The sequence below is a fragment of the Pseudomonas sp. HMSC08G10 genome (assembly GCF_001808425.1).
In the GTDB taxonomy this organism is placed as follows: domain Bacteria; phylum Pseudomonadota; class Gammaproteobacteria; order Pseudomonadales; family Pseudomonadaceae; genus Aquipseudomonas; species Aquipseudomonas guariconensis.
The window spans coordinates 1-16,297 of the sequence record NZ_KV793328.1 but is presented as its reverse complement, the minus strand read 5'-3'; the positions used below and the strand labels follow the sequence as shown (position 1 = coordinate 16,297).

Sequence of the window (16,297 nt, the reverse complement as noted above, 5' to 3'; positions counted from 1 at the left end):
CTGATCATCATGGTGGTGTACCTGCCGATCTTCGCCCTCACCGGCGTCGAAGGCAAAATGTTCCACCCGATGGCCTTCACCGTTGTGATGGCGCTGCTGGGTGCAATGGTCCTGTCCGTTACCTTTGTTCCTGCAGCTATTGCCATGTTCGTCACTGGCAAGGTGAAGGAAGAGGAAGGCGTGGTCATGCGCACAGCTCGACTGCGCTATGAACCGGTTCTGCAATGGGTGCTGGGACATCGGAACATCGCTTTCTCGGCCGCAGTAGCCTTGGTCGTGCTCAGTGGTTTGCTGGCAAGTCGTATGGGTAGCGAGTTCATCCCAAGCCTCAGTGAGGGTGACTTTGCGATGCAGGCCATGCGTGTGCCTGGAACGAGCCTCACTCAATCTGTCGAGATGCAGCAGCGTCTGGAGAAAGCGGTGATTGCGCAGGTGCCTGAAGTTGAGCGGATGTTCGCACGCTCGGGTACCGCAGAAATTGCATCTGACCCGATGCCGCCGAACGCCTCTGACGCCTACATCATGCTCAAGCCTCAGGATCAGTGGCCTAACCCGAAGAAGCCTCGTGATGAGCTGATTGCTGAAGTGCAGAAGGCCGCAGCGGGTGTTCCAGGAAGCAACTACGAGTTGTCGCAGCCAATCCAACTGCGTTTCAACGAGCTGATTTCGGGCGTGCGTAGTGACGTCGCTGTGAAAGTCTTCGGCGATGACATGGACGTGCTCAACAACACCGCCAACAAGATCGCGGCAGCGCTCAAAGCGGTCCCGGGCTCATCGGAAGTGAAAGTTGAGCAGACATCCGGCCTGCCGGTGCTGACCATCAACATTGACCGCGAAAAAGCAGCACGCTACGGCCTGAACATCGCGGATGTTCAGAACTCGATCGCTATCGCCGTGGGTGGCCGTCAGGCCGGCACGCTGTATGAGGGCGACCGTCGGTTCGACATGGTAGTACGCCTACCAGAGACCGTTCGCACCGACGTAGCGGGTATGTCCAGCTTGCTGATCCCGGTACCTGCCAATGCGGCACAGGGTGCCAATCAGATCGGCTTCATCCCGCTGTCCCAGGTCGCCAATCTGGACCTGCAACTGGGCCCGAACCAAATCAGCCGCGAGAACGGCAAACGTCTGGTTATCGTCAGCGCCAACGTTCGAGGCCGCGATCTGGGGTCCTTCGTTGAGGAGGCGACCGCATCGCTGGACAAGAAGGTGCAAATCCCTGCGGGCTACTGGACGACTTGGGGGGGCCAGTTCGAGCAGCTGCAGTCGGCTGCCAAACGCCTGCAGATCGTTGTTCCAGTCGCCTTGCTGCTGGTCATGACCTTGTTGTTCCTGATGTTCAACAACCTGAAGGACGGCATGCTGGTCTTCACCGGTATTCCATTCGCACTCACCGGTGGTGTTGTGGCGTTGTGGCTGCGGGACATCCCACTGTCGATCTCGGCAGGTGTCGGCTTCATTGCACTGTCCGGCGTTGCAGTACTGAACGGCCTGGTGATGATTGCCTTCATCCGCGGGCTAAGGGAGGAGGGACGAACGCTCAGACAGGCAGTCGATGAAGGTGCATTGACCCGTCTGCGACCTGTTCTGATGACAGCCTTGGTAGCGTCCCTGGGCTTCATCCCGATGGCTTTGGCCACCGGCACCGGTGCCGAAGTTCAGCGGCCATTGGCGACGGTGGTGATTGGCGGGATCCTGTCCTCCACCGCACTGACCTTGCTGGTACTGCCTGCCCTGTATCACTGGGCACACCGCAAGGATGAAGACGGCGACGAGGCCGAAGTGGTTAGCTAACAGCCTCCGCTAAAGAGAAGCCCACAACACGTGTTGTGGGCTTTTTTGTTTAAAGTGAAGTAGATGCACTTACCTTTCAAAATTGTAAGTTTCTCGTCATGCCGGTGATGCCTATGCATTGCTAAGGTTACGCCCGAGAAGTTTTGAAATTGAGAGGGTTTTATGAAAAAGCTAATTATCGCTGCTGCACTTGTTGTTTTCTCGGTGGCTTCGCAGGCCAACACTTTCTCCGAGAGCAAGCAGCTTCAATACACCAAGGAACACCAGACCGCAGTGGCCAAGTACGCGGAGAAAAATGGCAAGCCAATGCCAGAGATTCAGGATTACAAATATGGCATGAAGATAGACGTTGCGAAATTCGTACGTCAGTCGCAGGACCCCCGTACCTGCCAGGTCTATCCACGGTTGATGACCTTCGAGGACTCCCAGGGCACGCTCAAGACTGTTCGTTACTCGATGTATTCGCAATGCATCAACAACAAGTAGTAAACGATTTGAACAGAACAATTAGAGAATTCATAAATGCCAGGCAGTGCCTGGCATTTTTTATTACGCCCGATACCCCATAGCTTCGAAATGTTAACGCCTGGGCTCGGGCAAACCGTGCAATAGATCTTAGCCAACCAACAGAGACGGCTCCCCAACTGCAGAGGGCAATTGGAAGCCTTGACCCCAGAAGGGACGAGTTATGAAGAGTTTGCTTGAACGCCCTGATGACCAAGCCGGGCATGAAGGTCATAGCCATGAGCATGGCGGCATTTTTGGAATGAACACAGAGCTGATTTTCGCGCTGATCTGTGGTGCTCTCCTGGGTGCCGGAGCTCTCGCAGGAAAACTTGGCCTGATTGATCGTCTGCCTCTGATTCTGTACGTGTCGGCCTACGTGTTCGGTGGATGGTTCACCACTAAGGAAGCGGTTACCAACATCCGTCAGAAACGCTTCGAGATCGACTCGCTGATGCTTCTCGCCGCAGTCGGTGCCGCGAGCATCGGCGCCTGGGCGGAGGGGGCTCTGCTGCTGTTCCTGTTCAGTCTGGGGCATTCCCTTGAAAGCTACGCGATGGGGCGGGCCAAGAAAGCGATTGAGGCACTGTCCAAGCTCGCACCAGCCACCGCGATCGTACGCAGAGCAAATGGCACGGTGGAGATGCCCGTGGAGCTGCTGGTTCCCGGTGACGTTGTCATCGTGCGCCCCAATGACCGCCTGCCGGCCGATGGTTTTGTAGTCGTAGGCTCCTCAAGTATCAACCAGGCGCCAGTAACCGGTGAGAGCGTCCCCGTGGACAAGCAACCTGTTCCTGATGCCGAACTCGCACGCAGCAAGCCAGATGCAGTGGATGCAGCCTCGAAAGTCTTCGCCGGTACCATCAATGGCGAAACGCTCATCGAGGTTGAGGTAACACGGCGCTCTACGGAGAGTACCTTGGCGCGGGTCATCAAGATGGTCAGTGAAGCCGAAGTCAGGAAGTCACCGACCCAGCGATTCACGGACCGCTTCCAACGCATATTCGTCCCGTTGGTTTTACTGCTGGTAGTCGGGCTGCTATTTGCCGGCATTTTCCTTGACGAGCCGTTCCGTGACTCGTTCTACCGGGCGATGGCCGTACTGGTTGCAGCCAGCCCCTGCGCGCTCGCGATCGCTACACCAAGCGCCATTCTCTCTGGCATCGCCAGGGCAGCCCGAGGTGGCGTGCTGATCAAGGGCGGTGCGCCACTTGAAGAGCTTGGATCATTGAATGCCATGGCATTCGACAAGACCGGTACCCTGACCGAAGGGCGCCCACGTATCACCGATGTAATACCCATAGGCGGCACGCAGATCGAGGATCTGCTAAACGTCGCCATCGCTGTGGAGTCGATGAGCGACCATCCGCTGGCTGCGGCAATTGTGCGTGACGGTGAAGAGATGATTGGCACACGGCGCCGATTCCAAGCCAAGAACATGAGCAACATGATTGGCCGCGGCGTGCGTGCTGAGCTTGATGGGCAGTTCGTCTGGATTGGCAAGGTCGAGATGTTCGGTACCAATGGTATTCCCGCACTCAGCAAGGCAGCCCTGGAGGCTGCGGAGCGTCTACGTCAGTCAGGCCGTACCACCATGGTGGTACGGCGTGCTGACAAGGATCTGGGCGCTATCGGGCTATTGGACACACCCCGGGAGGGGGCCAAAGAGGCACTCCAGAAGCTTAGAGAGATGGGCATCGAACGCATGGTCATGATTTCTGGAGACCACAACCGCGTTGCAGAGGCTGTAGCCAAACAAGTTGGCTTAGATGAAGCGTGGGGAGACCTGATGCCGGAAGACAAGGTCAAGGCCATCAAAAACCTGCGCCTTAGCGCCAAGGTGGCCATGGTGGGTGACGGCGTCAATGATGCCCCTGCCATGGCCAGTTCGAGCGTTGGTATCGCAATGGGGGCTGCTGGATCTGATGTTGCCCTGGAAACGGCTGATATCGCGCTTATGGCTGACGACATCAGGCAACTCCCATTTGCGGTGGGGCTGAGCCGTCACACGCGATCGATCATCCACCAGAATCTGTTCGTCAGCTTGGGGATTGTGGCCATCCTGGTTCCGTCCACCATCATGGGCTTGAGCATTGGTGCCGCTGTTGCGATCCATGAGGGCTCCACACTGTTGGTCGTCTTCAACGCCTTGCGCCTGTTGGCCTACCGCAGAAGCACCTGATCCCTGAGCTTCAATCATGAAGCTAAGCAGGGAAATGACCTGAAGTAGAAGTACGGGTCGTGCGCGATCAGCGCACGACCCGTACTTTTCTCTCACTCGTCGATCCCGATGCGCTTGAGGCTTTCAAGGGCCTTTCCGCACTCAGGTGAGCCATGCCGTAAGCCGCAGGCCAATGCAGCTTTGAGGCTCATGACACCGGCTACGAAACCGACTTGATTGCCGACTCCGTGTCCGTCCGCAAATCCCTGATCATACGCAATCTCGACAAGCGCATTGATCGCCGCCAGGGTGTCCTGTTTGTTTTTACTCTTTTGCATATCTACTCCGCGAGCATTCAGCTCATATCGCTCGGTTAGGTGGCGGCGCCTTCAGGTTTGGGGTGAGCGAATCCCGCTCCCATAGCCAATCCCTAACGGGGGGCTCAGCCCGCCACCGTAAGGAAAATCAGCTATTGAGAGCAGATGACTCGTTTTGGTCACCCGTGCTGCTCGCCTCACCGCATTGGCACTGAGTGGGTACATCCGGGTAGTCGCTGTGATTCTCAATGAACAGCGTTCGGCAGGTTTCGCACCCATAGATCCGGGGCAGGGATTTAAGGCCGCTCGGAAGCACGTCACTCAGAGGCTCGTTATGCCAAGGAGCCCCGTCAAGGATTCTTGAACGCAGGATGTTTCCCAGGCGCCAGGTGTCACTTTGTGCGCGCCAGGACCACATCGGCGCAGAAAGCGAATACTGGATGAAGGTCTCTTGTGACTGCCTGGATAGCGGGTACTTGGGGCGGGTCCAGCCGGAATCGATGATGCTGAACCCCATGCCCATTTCTGCGCTCGGGTGGGTCTTTTCACCAAAGAAACGGTCATGCGTCGCTGGAGCCGTCGCATGATGGTCAGTCGGTGGGAATACCCACAGATAACACTCATCCCGGTTGACCATGCTGATGAGCTCGCTTGGCCCCCGCATGGGGGAATTTGCAGCCAGGGCGAAGCGATCCTTCCACGACATTTTGGGAGGCGGCGCAATACCAGCAGCGATGGCCAACGTGGCAGTCTTGGGGACGAAGCGATCGCCTAGCTCGTTCAGATCCAGGTTCTTGCAGAGAGCCTTGAAGGCCTTTTTGCGAGTCTTCGAGCTGAAGGAGGGGTCAAGGAGCAGGCGAACCTGGTTCACGCCGATTCCCGCAGTTCGTAGCACCTCAATGACTTCTTCAGCCACACCGACTGCTTGAAGATCGGTCAATCCTAAGCACGTTTTCGCCCGCTCGACCGCCGCGTAGAGGTTGTACTGCCGTGTCTCGTTGTCACGACAGACCTGAATTGGCAGCTTGTCTTGGATGGCAACTTGCGGTGCAACGGAGCCGATGGCCGCGTGGAACAGCTGGTGGAGGTGCAGATGAGAGTACGGGCGGCCAGAAGCCGAGAACGAGGCGTGCAGCTGAGCAGCGAGAGGTTGAAGCAGCTTTTTTGCAGACATGACTATCCCCTAATGAGCGACGTTGGGGTAGCTGCGCTTGTAGGGCCGTTAGACGCGAAGCTGGACGTCGAATCAGGTTCAATCATGAATAGGAGTCAGGTTTGATTTGCTTGCACGGCCACCATGCAAAGCCCGACGCGGCAATCACATCAGATTCGCCGAGCTTTGGCAAGAGCGGTCATCGGTAAGCGAAAGCAGGTAGGAGGAGGGCGCTCCATGCTTGATCACCTCCAGAAACAGGAAAGCCGGAAGCACGTTGAGCGCTTCCGGCTTTCTCACGTCAGACTGATGAGAGGGATCAGAAGACGTATTGCAGGCGGGTCACGATGGCATTGCCGCTGTCGTCGCCCACGGTGTTCTCGTTGTTGTCGGTGCGCACGTTGATGTAGTTGGCACTGACTTTCACCGCCTCGTTGACGTACCAGTTCACACCCACCGTGTGGCTCTTGGCCTTGCGCTCGTTCGATTGGTCCGCCGCGGTGACCAGGTTGCCGTCTTCGACCTTGATATCGTCAAAGCGGTAGAAGACTTCCCAGGCCCCCAGTTCCTTGTTCTCTGGTTTGATAGTGTCGAACTTGGCACCATCGAGCTTGTAGATACGCGGCTCGCCGGTCAGGGTGTAAGCCATCTGGGCGTAGTAACCGGAGGCCTTCATGTCGTTGTTGGCCTGGTCAGCTTTCAGCTTGCGGCGAAGGTATTCCGCTTGAACCGAGAACGGGCCGGTGGCCCAGGCACCTTCGAGACCCCAGACCGAGTCGTCCTTCCACAGGCCATCTTGTGCAGCAGCACCGCCAAACAGCATGCGGTTGCCGTTGGTGCCGGCATCGCCGCCGCCATTGGTATCTACACCGCGGACGCCCAGACGCGAACGAATCCGGGTATCGACCGCACTGTTTTTGAGGTCGCGGTAAGCGTACTGAGCACCGACGTGCAGGACGTTGCCATCACTGTGCAGCGGTGCGAACACGCCACGTACGTTGTAGCGCTTGGTGCTGTCGCCATCCGAGTTGTTATTGGTTTCGCTGAAAACGCTACCGGAAACATAAGCCATGTCAGCGATGGTGCTGGTGGCTTGAACACCCATGCCGGCGTTGTCGTTGATCCAGTCCGCCAGGTCGTACGAGAGGTTCCGCTCCATGGCGGTGGTCCACTTCGAACTGGTGGCTTTCTCAAGACCGAAGTCGGTGTAGAAACGGCCAAAGCGCAGTTGCACCGGCTTGAAACCCGTGTAGGTCAGGCTGGCTTCGTCGAAGTAGCCGTCGGAGTCGTTGCCCGTGTTGCGGGAAAGGTCGTAGTTGAGCTGATACTTCCAGTCGCGGTACAGCACGCCACCGAGCTCAAGGTAGGCGCGACGGAAGTAGCCTGCGTCAGCGGTATCGCCATTCTTGGTGAAGACACCATCGAAACGGCCGTAGTCGGCCTGAACTCGGCCGCCCAGTTTGAAACTGAATTCCTTGTCAGAAGTCGATACTTCAAGACCGCCCTTGGTCTTCAGAACGATGTCAGCTCCGTCAGTGGTTACTGTTCCGGAGAATGCTTGCGAGGAAAATGTGCCTATTATTGCGGCAGCCAACAGCTTTTCCCGCATGTTCGAAGAACGGATCATTGCTTGCCTCTCGTATGTTAAGTGCTTAGCTACCGACGTTATATTTCGCCCTGCGCCGGCCTAAATTTATCTTGCAGATGGGAGCAGGCCACGGTTGTCACCCGCTGTAACAAGATGCCTTTGTTCTAAGCACTCTGACTAGGTTGCAAGCGAATATGACAGTTGTGTTTCTGTAGTGTTAACGGAGGAGTTTGAAACCTAACAAAACTGTTACCGAACAAGCCAGTCCTTCTTATCAAAGAAGCTCTTCTTGATCAATCTTCGAATTTCCAAAACCTGCGGATTGCGGACAAGCTTCGTTTTGATAACAAGATAGACATCTTTCTCCTCCAGGTCGTCCAGGAAACCCGGCACGGGTAGGATATTTCTCTCCAGTTTTCGGCTGTAGTCGGGCAGCACTCCAATACACGCACCGCCAACGACAAGGCCTCGTGATAGGTTGTAGCTCTTGACCCGAGTGGTACCGCCCTGATGCTCAGCCATTATCGATGCCCACTTTCGTGAGCCCGCCAAGATCTCTTCATCCCAAGGGACAACGAGCATGAAGTTGTGCAAATCCAAGCTCTCCACTGGAAGGGTGACGCTTCTTGAATAGCGGCTGGAAATGAACAGGGCGTGCCCAATCCGGCCAAGCCTTTCAAACCTATACGTAGGATGGCGATCAAGCGCGCCTTTATCATCTGGGCTCACCAAAGCGATACCCACATCGACTTCACACTCAGAAAGCATCTGCGTTGTGCATTCTGAATGGATTTCCAGCTGCATTTCGGCATGATCACGCACGTAGGCGACTAGATCGCGGTTTACGATGTCGTTCAGCACTGGCTCTGTGATCGCGATGGTAAGCCTGGGGACTTCCTTTTCACCGGACTTGCCAAGGCCGTCTGGGCCGAAGAGCTGGCACAGGTAATGGCTGACCCTCTCGCCTGTGCGGGTCAGGGCAAGCTTGTTGTGTTTGTAGACAAACACGGGAGCACCAATGTGCTCTTCCAGTTTCTCCAAGCGTTTCCGCAGGCCTACCACTGGCACATTGAGCCCTCGGGCAGCCTGTTTGAAACTGGCACAACGTGCTGTTGCGAAAAACTCTACGGCCAGCTGATCATCAATTGGCAAATCATCCAATATGTCAGGGCTGTAAGGAACAACGCTGCTTGTATATGTTTCATTTTGTGTAACCATTAGGTCCCCCTTAATTCGGGGAATCTATCTCAATGCCACCCGGTGTTTCCTTATCTTGTCAACATTGTAATCCACGGGTCATGCATGCGTTATCGGAAGGCTTTTATTTCGAAAGCGTAATTTTCAGGCAATCCCTCTGATATTGTAGCGTGCTAGCCTAGTGCGCCGACTTGTTACTTACCATATATAGATTCGGCTAATTACGCATTTACATTTAGTTCACTATTTTTTCACCTTTGCCTCCATAGGCTTTGGGCATGGAAAATCAAACCCCACCTCTTACTACCTTACTGATTCGTTATCTGGGGATCGGCTTCATAGCAACGGGAGTCCATTATGCGGTGTTCCTATTGCTGGTTACGACAGAATTCGTTACTCCGTTACTGGCCAGTATCTGTGGCGGCATGGTTGGCGCAATCGCGAGCTTCATTGGAAATAGGGCGCTCTGTTTTGTGGCAGATGGCTCTCGTAAGTTTCAGCCTGTCAGGTTTGCACTGGTCGCGTTAACCACAAACTTCGGCAATGGCGTGGGTATGTGGTTCCTCATCAAGTCGAATCTGTCACCGCTCATCTCCCAAGTCGTAGTGACCTTAAGCCTCACTGCACTTGGATTCATTGCACATCGCTTTTGGACATTCAATCATGCAGACATTACATCGCTTTCCCGAGCGCCCTGATCCCTTGTTAACCATCGTGGTCCCTTGCTTCCAGGAAGAGGAAACCATCCCCGAGTTCCACCAGCGAATCACCCGCGTGGTGAAGCGCTTACCCGTCTCCTGCGAAATCCTCTATGTCGACGACGGCAGTAATGACCGGACGGCCGACATTCTTCGCCACTATCAGGATGGGTCATCTGTACGTTGCCTGTCCCTGAGTCGCAACTTCGGCAAAGAGGCTGCACTGAGCGCCGGGATAGACCATGCCCGTGGCAGTGCGCTGATCTTCATTGATGTCGACCTGCAGGATCCACCAGAGCTCATCGCGGCCATGGTGGACTACTGGCAACGCGGCTACGACGTGGTGAACATGCAGCGCAACCTGAGAATCGGTGATTCGTGGTTCAAGCGCATGAGTGCCCGGGCTTACTACTGGGTCATGCAGCGCCTGGTGGAGAAGGTGGACATGCCGGCCGATGTCAGCGATTTCCGATTGATTGGGCCTGCGCCGCTGGCAGCCCTGCGGGCCCTGGATGAACGCTCCAGGATTCTCAAAGGCATGATCGGCTGGGTAGGCTTTCGTACCATCGAACTGCCCTACAATCGCACTGTTCGCCATGCCGGGAGCACCAAATGGAATGCAGCTGGCCTGTTCAATCTGGCCATCGAGAGCATCGTCAGCTTCTCTCGCAAACCACTGCGCATTTTCAGCCTCATCAGTTTCGGTCTTTTCGTCTCCAGCATCTGCTACATGCTTGCGTCGCTTGTGGCAGGCAGTTTCGACATCCATCACCTGATCGTCGGAATGGCTTCATTCATGTGCGTCGGTGTCGCCATGGTGGGGGAGTACCTGGGCGTGACACTCGCGGAAGTGAAGCGCCGGCCTCTCTATTTCCTGAAGCACAGCAACAAGGCAGATCCCGTGTCACTCCACCCTTCGATGGCTTCGATCGAGGGTAAGAAATGCTGAACCTGAAGAACGAGAGGACGCTGTGGTGGGTCCTGGGTTCGATTTTGCTATTGCGTTTGGTGGGGCTGGGCATCTACCCGCTGATGGACACATCTGAGGCCCGTTACGCTGAAATGGCTCGCAAGATGGTCGAGTTGAATGACTGGATCACGCCCATGTTCGACTACGGGGTACCGTTCTGGGGCAAGCCTCCGTTGTCCTTCTGGACCCAGGCCGCGAGCATGACGGTCTTCGGCGTTAACGAGTTCGCTGCGCGCTTCCCAGCGTGGCTACTCCACCTGGCAAGCTGTTTCATCATCATCAAACTCGGCACGCAGCAGATTTCTCGTAACGCCGGCATCTGGGCTGCCATTATTTTTTCCAGCACCACACTTGGCCTGGTCTCCAGCGGTGTTGTGCTGACTGACCCTGTTTTGTCGTTCTCGATTCTGCTGGCCAGCTACGGTTTCTGGCGTTGGATGAAGTGCGCCAGCAAGGCGGATGCCTACCTGATGTTCGCAGGTCTCGGGCTGGGCTTGCTTGCCAAAGGGCCGCTGACCCTGGTGCTTATGGGGGCGCCGGCATTCGCCTGGTTCGTTATCTACAAGGAATGGGGACGGGTACTGAGGCTTCCCTGGATTAGCGGCCTTGTACTTATGTTCGGTATATCCGTGCCATGGTATGTCGCGGCCGAGATGAAAACGCCCGGCTTCATGGAGTACTTCTTCGTTGGTGAGCACTGGAGCCGCTACGTCGTCAGTAACTGGGCAGGGGACCTCTATGGTAGTGCTCATGCCAAGCCGTACGGCAGCATCTGGATCCAGCTCGGATTGTCGCTACTGCCATGGGCCTTGTTTCTACCACTGTTGATCCGCAAGCGTGGATCGATGCAGCGCTTCAAAGCCTACCTCTGGCTGTGGGCCTTGGCGACACCGGTCTTCTTCACATTTGCAGGCAACATTCTGTGGACCTACCTGCTACCCGCGCTGCCAGCGTGGGCATTGCTGCTGTCTGCACGGGTCAGCGAAGTTGGCCCGAAGACCACCTGGGCTGCCGCTGCGAGCGCATTGGTGTTGCCAATCATCGGTGCGGGCATCATCTACGCCGGGGTACTAGAGGAGCGCCCTCAGAATCAGCGGGATGTGGTTCAAGCCTGGCTCAATGTGCAGTCTGCTCATTCCGCTCCCCTGATCTATCCTGGCCGCCGCTCATACTCGTCGGAGTTTTACAGCAGCGGGAAGTCCGAGAACATCAAGGATCCTGCCAAGTGGCCGCGGGATGGCTCGTTCTATCTGTCCAGGCGCTTGCGAGACAGCAAGGATGGTCTGCCCGCTGATCTAGCTTGCACATCGATCACCGAAGCGAACGCCAGCCAGCTCCTGCTGTGCCATTGGAAACGCCCCGCACAAGGTGCCGAGGGTCTGGCCGGAGAAAGCAATGCGGAAACGCCTCGCAAGAACGAAGGCTAAATTCCAAGCACAAAAAAGCCAGGTTTTACCCTGGCTTTTTTGTCGATTTCTTTCGTCATTTGAAGTCCTATTTAACCGCCGATTAATTGTCGGCTTGTTCCTTACCATCCTTGCTTTCTTTCTTTTGCTCTTGAGCGACTTGTTGTTTGTTCTGGTCCGAAGAGTCATCGCTCCATAGGCGAGCCTGTTCGGTTCGGAAGTTCTCGTTGAACTGTTTCGTTCGCTCGAAGCCGCCTTCAGCGTAAGCGGTACCCATGAGACCCAGCAGCAGGCTGCCAATAGCGATAGATTTGACAAATTTCATTGTGAACCTCGGCTCATACTAGGCCAACCTGATTAGCGGCCTTTGTTGGTTTGTAGTTTAGGAACGCGAAGCTAACGACAAGGTGAGTCAATAATTACAATTCCGTAATTTTGGCTGCAGATAGGATGCGTTAAATCTTCAAATCTGGAAGGATCATGTCTATCTCGGCACTGTCGAGGGCGACTTCGAATTTTCTCTTAAATTACAATTTTGATATCTAGCGCGTTAATTCAGCGCGGCGTTGTTGGCCGCCCTAGGAGATAGCCATGAATGACATAGAGCCCTGGGCAGTTGCTATCGGTGACTTTCGCCGCTGCACTGAAAAACTCACTGTCCAGCTCGATGAGCTGACCTCGCAGACGCGCACCTCCAGCGCTGTTTTGGAGAGGTCGAACGAACTGGTGGAGCAGGTGGACGCTGTCGGCCGGCAGATTCAGGAGGAGGTGCGAAAGGCGGAGAAGGCTTGGTCGAACGCGGAGGAGGTTGCCTTGCGCGCCGCTGCATCAGCGTATTCAGCTGCATGCCGCGGAGTCGACACCGCCATCCAGCCACTGATCTCGGAGCTTACAGCAGCGACAAAGGCGGCGGACGCCTCTATCCAGGAGCTCAAGCGGGCACCGGTGCTGGCCAAGCGTTATGTGATGGTGGTCGCCACGGCGTTCTTCATTCTGGCGCTGATCTGTGTCTACTCGACCATGCGCCTGATCGATGCCGCCAGCAGCGTAAGTGCTCAAGAGAAAGTGAATGCTCAGTACTTCTCACACCTGTGGAAAAACGCCAATCCTGACGAACAGAAGATTATTAAGTCGGTGATTCTGCGGTCGCCCATGGACCCTGTGGTCCTTCGGCACTGATGCATTGAGGCAAACAAAAGGCCCGTCGATTGACGGGCCTAATCGTGTCTGCGCAATTTAAGCGGCGGTCATTGCCGGCTGCATTTGCTGGGCTTCCGGAAAGTGAAGGTGGAACCAGGTGAAGTTTTCTTCGGTCACCTCCACGCTCGCCGATCCCTGGTGCAGACTCATGATCGACTGCACAATGGCCAAGCCAAGACCGGTACCGCCTTCGCTCCGTGCTCGGCTCTTGTCCACACGGTAGAACCGCTCAAACAAGTGCGCGTGGTGTTCCTTGGCAATACCACGGCCGGGGTTGCCGACACTCAACGTCGTACCGCTCGCACTATGCTGCACCTTAACGTAGACCGTGCGGCCGCGAGGGCAGTAACGGATCGCGTTCGAGACCAGATTCGAGACGGCACGTTGAACCATCAGGCGATTCCCGCGCACCACGTCATCACTGCCGGAGATCTGCAGCTGAATCTCGCCTTCTTCTGCTGAAATGCTGAAGAGATCGCACACTCGCTGAACCTCGTCGACCAAGGAGACGGATTCGAACTCCACCATTGATGCTGGATGACTGACCTGGGCCAAGAACAGCATGTCGGAAACCATGCGGCTCATGCGGTCCAGCTCTTCTGTGCACGACTCCAGAACCTCCCGGTACTCGGAAAGCGATCGTTCTCTGGTCAAGGCAACCTGGGCCTTGCCCATCAGGTTGGAAAGCGGTGCTCGAAGTTCGTGAGCAAGGTCGTCAGAAAACTGCGAGAGCTGCTGAACCCCATCATCCAGGCGAGCCAGCATGATGTTGATGCCGTCGGCGAGCATTTTGAGTTCTGCCGGCATCCCATCAGTTGGAAGGCGATGGTCGAGGCTCTCGGTTGAGATTTTCGAGGCGATCTTGAGGAACTTGGTCAGTGGTAGCAGGCCTCTGCGCACAGTCCACCAGCCAATGGCCAAGATCAGTGCGAGGATGACGGGGGACATCATCAAGGCCCAGGTCAGCAACGCATCGAGCAGCGCCTCACTGGATGACTGGTCCATGGTCATATAGACGCTGACCTCTGTTCCATCGCCCAAACGCATGATTCGAGAAGCACTCAGCAGAGGACGGTCCTGCGTATCACGCCATTCGTGCTCTTTGGGCTGGGCCGCCGGCTGAAACTTGTGCACCTCCAGATTGACCTGTTTCGAGCCAATCGAGAGCAGGGGAGTCTGATTCTGTGAGGTATCGAATATGCTCACATACAGGTTGTTGTGGCCCATGACCAAATCGACAAGCTGATGCGCATCCGCGTTGACGCCGGAGATGTCCGGGATGGTGGACAGGTTGTGAGCCATCCCCGCCATCTTTACTTCCAGGTCTGCTCTGGCATTTCTTTCCAGAGCCTTGCCTACCATCAGATAGCCAAAGGTGGCGAACAGAAGCAGCAACGCTGCGCTCATCAACCCAACTTTTAACCCCAGCTTTGCAGCCAGGCTGAATGGCCTCATGCGCGTTCCTCAAAAACGTACCCAACGCCACGAAGCGTGTGAATGAGCTTGGTTTCAAACGGGTCATCGATCTTCGAGCGCAAGCGCCGGATGGCTACATCGATGACATTGGTGTCGCAATCGAAATTCATATCCCAGACCAACGAGATGATCTGAGAGCGAGTCAGCGCTTCGCCCGTTCGGCTCATGAGCAGGTGCAGAAGCGCAAATTCCTTGGTGGTGAGATCGATGCGTGTGCCACCGCGGAAGACGCGATGGCGGACGGAGTCGAGTTCCAGATCGGCAATTTTCAGCGAGCTCTTCTCGACTAACTCATCACCACGGCGTTGCAGCGAACGGATGCGAGCAAGCAGCTCAGGGAATTCGAATGGCTTCACAAGGTAGTCATCCGCGCCGCCGTCCAAGCCCTTGAGCTTGTCATTGATGCGTCCGCGGGCGGTCAGCATGATGATGCGGACCCGGCTGGTCTTACGGATGGTTTCCAGCAGGTCCCAGCCGTCGATACCCGGGAGGTTCACGTCCAGGAGGACCAACGAATAGACATTAGTGTTGAACAAGTGCAGAGCATCTACACCGTTGTGCACGATATCTACGACATACCCGCTTTCGGATAGGCCCTGCTGAAGATATTCGGCAGTTTTAATTTCGTCTTCCACAACTAGAACGCGCATAACTTATCTCAAGGTGTGAGGAAGGAGTTGGCCTAATCCGCCAAGATTATGGTTGCAGGCTGTTCGAAAGTTTGGCTGAGGGTATGGCATGTGGTAGTCGCTACCTCTGTCCATACGCCGGGTCACCTGAGGACGCTTGAATCTTAACGCGAAGAAGCTGGCCGCGGCGAAATCCTACAAATTTGTAATGTAGCCGCAAGATTTCTGACAGTCATGCAGGCTCCACCCCTAAGCATAGCGGATTCTGGGGCCTGCGGCGGTGTATGACAGATTCGCCTGGCAGGTGGAATCGGCCAGGACAGGCAGCATTTCGGTCGTTAGCTTGCAAGGACTGGTACTGGCCTTGGATCGAGGGCGCCACGCAGGCAGACCCCATGCACGGCCGCAAACCGCAGCGCCTTTCTGCAAATTAGTTCACGTGGCGGCTCGATATTCTCTCGAATAATTATCTTACAATCTATTACATGTCCAAATTGTAATTGCACGATCATCTTGGTGTTAGCCTCCTTTGCTAGTTTAAGGGCAGCGGAAGAGGCATCGCTGCTTTGGAAATTGTCTCATTTCAAAGCAGCTTGGCAAGAGCACCGAGCAGTTGTTCGCGCCAGTGCATTCACCTGTAAACCATACGCTCCTTTGGTAGGTGAATTTTAGCGCCCCCCTACGGGCGCTTTTTTATTAAGGGACTTCTTATGAACACTACTGTATCAGCGATCGCCGTGTTTATGCTCTTTACATCACTAACAGCCAATGCCCAAAGCGGTATGGAGATCAATAAACACATCGAGCGTACTGCTAGAGAGGCTACAGCGGATTATGCTCAACGCGTAAAAAAGCCCATGCCTCAACTAGAAGACTACGCCTATGGCATGGACCTGGACGTTGGTAAGTTGGTGTATGTATCACCCAATGTGCGGTACTGCGGTAATGTAAGAAGCATGATGACCTACGAAGACTCGAAAGGCGAACTGCACATGGTTCGCTACCTGGTGAAGGGCGAGTGTGTTAATAGCCGTTAAGACTCATCAAGATGATCCCTGCGGCCACCGGATCATAGAAGCTCAATGCCGAACCGGCGCAGCAGTATGGCGAAGCCTCCGAAGCTGGCCATTGTGATGAGGATGCTGCTGATCAGTGTCGGCCAAAAGCCGAGCTTAGGGAAGGTCTGAAGTAACCCTGTATTTCC

General features: G+C 55.5%; 15 protein-coding genes. 8 read left to right on the top strand and 7 right to left on the bottom strand.

Annotated features, from left to right (window positions below):
• The 3 genes from HMPREF3173_RS25145 to HMPREF3173_RS19020 all read left to right on the top strand — a co-directional run.
• Positions 1 to 1,794, top strand: a 1,794-nt coding sequence (locus HMPREF3173_RS25145) for an efflux RND transporter permease subunit (RefSeq protein WP_256544534.1), incomplete at its 5' end; no start/stop codon positions are given.
• Positions 1,795 to 1,956: 162 nt separating this feature from the next.
• Positions 1,957 to 2,280, top strand: coding sequence for a DUF2790 domain-containing protein (locus tag HMPREF3173_RS19025; RefSeq protein WP_003253432.1), 324 nt, complete (start codon positions 1,957 to 1,959; stop codon positions 2,278 to 2,280).
• A 202-nt stretch (positions 2,281 to 2,482) separates the two neighbouring features.
• The gene (locus HMPREF3173_RS19020; protein WP_010951452.1) at positions 2,483 to 4,480 is read left to right on the top strand and encodes a heavy metal translocating P-type ATPase; all 1,998 of its coding nucleotides are present in this window, start codon (positions 2,483 to 2,485) and stop codon (positions 4,478 to 4,480) included.
• Between the two features lie 92 nt (positions 4,481 to 4,572).
• Here the strand turns inward: HMPREF3173_RS19020 and HMPREF3173_RS19015 are convergent, their stop codons facing one another.
• The 4 genes from HMPREF3173_RS19015 to HMPREF3173_RS19000 all read right to left on the bottom strand — a co-directional run bounded on the left by HMPREF3173_RS19015 (position 4,573) and on the right by HMPREF3173_RS19000 (position 8,735).
• Complete coding sequence (locus tag HMPREF3173_RS19015) at positions 4,573 to 4,797, bottom strand: hypothetical protein (RefSeq protein ID WP_010951451.1); 225 nt, start codon at positions 4,795 to 4,797, stop codon at positions 4,573 to 4,575.
• A gap of 127 nt (positions 4,798 to 4,924) precedes the next feature.
• Positions 4,925 to 5,950: a hypothetical protein gene (locus tag HMPREF3173_RS19010; RefSeq protein ID WP_011953109.1), complete on the bottom strand. Its 1,026-nt coding sequence runs from the start codon at positions 5,948 to 5,950 to the stop codon at positions 4,925 to 4,927.
• Positions 5,951 to 6,248: 298 nt separating this feature from the next.
• Positions 6,249 to 7,556, bottom strand: a complete 1,308-nt coding sequence (locus HMPREF3173_RS19005; protein ID WP_009395904.1) for an OprO/OprP family phosphate-selective porin — start codon at positions 7,554 to 7,556, stop codon at positions 6,249 to 6,251.
• 210 nt (positions 7,557 to 7,766) lie between these two features.
• Positions 7,767 to 8,735 (bottom strand): LysR family transcriptional regulator, encoded by a 969-nt coding sequence (locus HMPREF3173_RS19000; protein WP_011953108.1) that lies wholly within the window; start codon positions 8,733 to 8,735, stop codon positions 7,767 to 7,769.
• Between the two features lie 257 nt (positions 8,736 to 8,992).
• Between HMPREF3173_RS19000 and HMPREF3173_RS24130 the strand changes: the two genes are divergently transcribed.
• Genes HMPREF3173_RS24130 through HMPREF3173_RS18990 form a run of 3 tightly spaced genes read left to right on the top strand, consistent with a single transcriptional unit; the run spans position 8,993 to position 11,809 of the window.
• On the top strand, positions 8,993 to 9,412 hold the full coding sequence (locus HMPREF3173_RS24130; RefSeq protein WP_010951446.1) for a GtrA family protein: 420 nt from the start codon (positions 8,993 to 8,995) through the stop codon (positions 9,410 to 9,412).
• Positions 9,378 to 10,361 (top strand): glycosyltransferase family 2 protein, encoded by a 984-nt coding sequence (locus HMPREF3173_RS18995; RefSeq protein WP_010951445.1) that lies wholly within the window; start codon positions 9,378 to 9,380, stop codon positions 10,359 to 10,361. Before HMPREF3173_RS24130 ends, HMPREF3173_RS18995 begins: the two co-directional genes overlap by 35 nt.
• Positions 10,355 to 11,809 carry a phospholipid carrier-dependent glycosyltransferase gene (locus HMPREF3173_RS18990; RefSeq protein ID WP_010951444.1) on the top strand — a complete coding sequence of 485 codons (1,455 nt, stop codon included), beginning with the start codon at positions 10,355 to 10,357 and terminating at the stop codon, positions 11,807 to 11,809. The genes HMPREF3173_RS18995 and HMPREF3173_RS18990 overlap by 7 nt, the downstream gene beginning before the upstream one ends.
• A gap of 82 nt (positions 11,810 to 11,891) precedes the next feature.
• Here the strand turns inward: HMPREF3173_RS18990 and HMPREF3173_RS18985 are convergent, their stop codons facing one another.
• A complete protein-coding gene (locus HMPREF3173_RS18985) occupies positions 11,892 to 12,113 on the bottom strand; it encodes a hypothetical protein (RefSeq protein WP_010951443.1) in 222 nt (73 codons plus the stop codon).
• Between the two features lie 266 nt (positions 12,114 to 12,379).
• On the opposite strand from HMPREF3173_RS18985, the gene HMPREF3173_RS18980 reads away from it, so the two are divergent.
• Positions 12,380 to 12,967, top strand: coding sequence for a hypothetical protein (locus tag HMPREF3173_RS18980; RefSeq protein ID WP_070575603.1), 588 nt, complete (start codon positions 12,380 to 12,382; stop codon positions 12,965 to 12,967).
• 57 nt (positions 12,968 to 13,024) lie between these two features.
• Here the strand turns inward: HMPREF3173_RS18980 and HMPREF3173_RS18975 are convergent, their stop codons facing one another.
• Positions 13,025 to 14,443 carry a heavy metal sensor histidine kinase gene (locus tag HMPREF3173_RS18975; RefSeq protein ID WP_010951441.1) on the bottom strand — a complete coding sequence of 473 codons (1,419 nt, stop codon included), beginning with the start codon at positions 14,441 to 14,443 and terminating at the stop codon, positions 13,025 to 13,027.
• Complete coding sequence (locus HMPREF3173_RS18970) at positions 14,440 to 15,114, bottom strand: heavy metal response regulator transcription factor (protein WP_003253457.1); 675 nt, start codon at positions 15,112 to 15,114, stop codon at positions 14,440 to 14,442. Before HMPREF3173_RS18970 ends, HMPREF3173_RS18975 begins: the two co-directional genes overlap by 4 nt.
• A gap of 689 nt (positions 15,115 to 15,803) precedes the next feature.
• On the opposite strand from HMPREF3173_RS18970, the gene HMPREF3173_RS18965 reads away from it, so the two are divergent.
• Positions 15,804 to 16,130: a DUF2790 domain-containing protein gene (locus HMPREF3173_RS18965; protein ID WP_010951440.1), complete on the top strand. Its 327-nt coding sequence runs from the start codon at positions 15,804 to 15,806 to the stop codon at positions 16,128 to 16,130.
• Positions 16,131 to 16,297 lie beyond the last annotated feature (167 nt).

What these genes read in the sequence shown, in the direction of transcription:
- HMPREF3173_RS19025 (WP_003253432.1), top strand. Translation starts at nt 1,957, where the DNA reads ATGAAAAAGCTAATTATCGCTGCTGCACTTGTTGTTTTCTCGGTGGCT.
- HMPREF3173_RS19020 (WP_010951452.1), top strand. Translation starts at nt 2,483, where the DNA reads ATGAAGAGTTTGCTTGAACGCCCTGATGACCAAGCCGGGCATGAAGGT.
- HMPREF3173_RS19015 (WP_010951451.1), bottom strand. Translation starts at nt 4,797, where the DNA reads ATGCAAAAGAGTAAAAACAAACAGGACACCCTGGCGGCGATCAATGCG.
- HMPREF3173_RS19010 (WP_011953109.1), bottom strand. Translation starts at nt 5,950, where the DNA reads ATGTCTGCAAAAAAGCTGCTTCAACCTCTCGCTGCTCAGCTGCACGCC.
- HMPREF3173_RS19005 (WP_009395904.1), bottom strand. Translation starts at nt 7,556, where the DNA reads ATGATCCGTTCTTCGAACATGCGGGAAAAGCTGTTGGCTGCCGCAATA.
- HMPREF3173_RS19000 (WP_011953108.1), bottom strand. Translation starts at nt 8,735, where the DNA reads ATGGTTACACAAAATGAAACATATACAAGCAGCGTTGTTCCTTACAGC.
- HMPREF3173_RS24130 (WP_010951446.1), top strand. Translation starts at nt 8,993, where the DNA reads ATGGAAAATCAAACCCCACCTCTTACTACCTTACTGATTCGTTATCTG.
- HMPREF3173_RS18995 (WP_010951445.1), top strand. Translation starts at nt 9,378, where the DNA reads ATGCAGACATTACATCGCTTTCCCGAGCGCCCTGATCCCTTGTTAACC.
- HMPREF3173_RS18990 (WP_010951444.1), top strand. Translation starts at nt 10,355, where the DNA reads ATGCTGAACCTGAAGAACGAGAGGACGCTGTGGTGGGTCCTGGGTTCG.
- HMPREF3173_RS18985 (WP_010951443.1), bottom strand. Translation starts at nt 12,113, where the DNA reads ATGAAATTTGTCAAATCTATCGCTATTGGCAGCCTGCTGCTGGGTCTC.
- HMPREF3173_RS18980 (WP_070575603.1), top strand. Translation starts at nt 12,380, where the DNA reads ATGAATGACATAGAGCCCTGGGCAGTTGCTATCGGTGACTTTCGCCGC.
- HMPREF3173_RS18975 (WP_010951441.1), bottom strand. Translation starts at nt 14,443, where the DNA reads ATGAGGCCATTCAGCCTGGCTGCAAAGCTGGGGTTAAAAGTTGGGTTG.
- HMPREF3173_RS18970 (WP_003253457.1), bottom strand. Translation starts at nt 15,114, where the DNA reads ATGCGCGTTCTAGTTGTGGAAGACGAAATTAAAACTGCCGAATATCTT.
- HMPREF3173_RS18965 (WP_010951440.1), top strand. Translation starts at nt 15,804, where the DNA reads ATGAACACTACTGTATCAGCGATCGCCGTGTTTATGCTCTTTACATCA.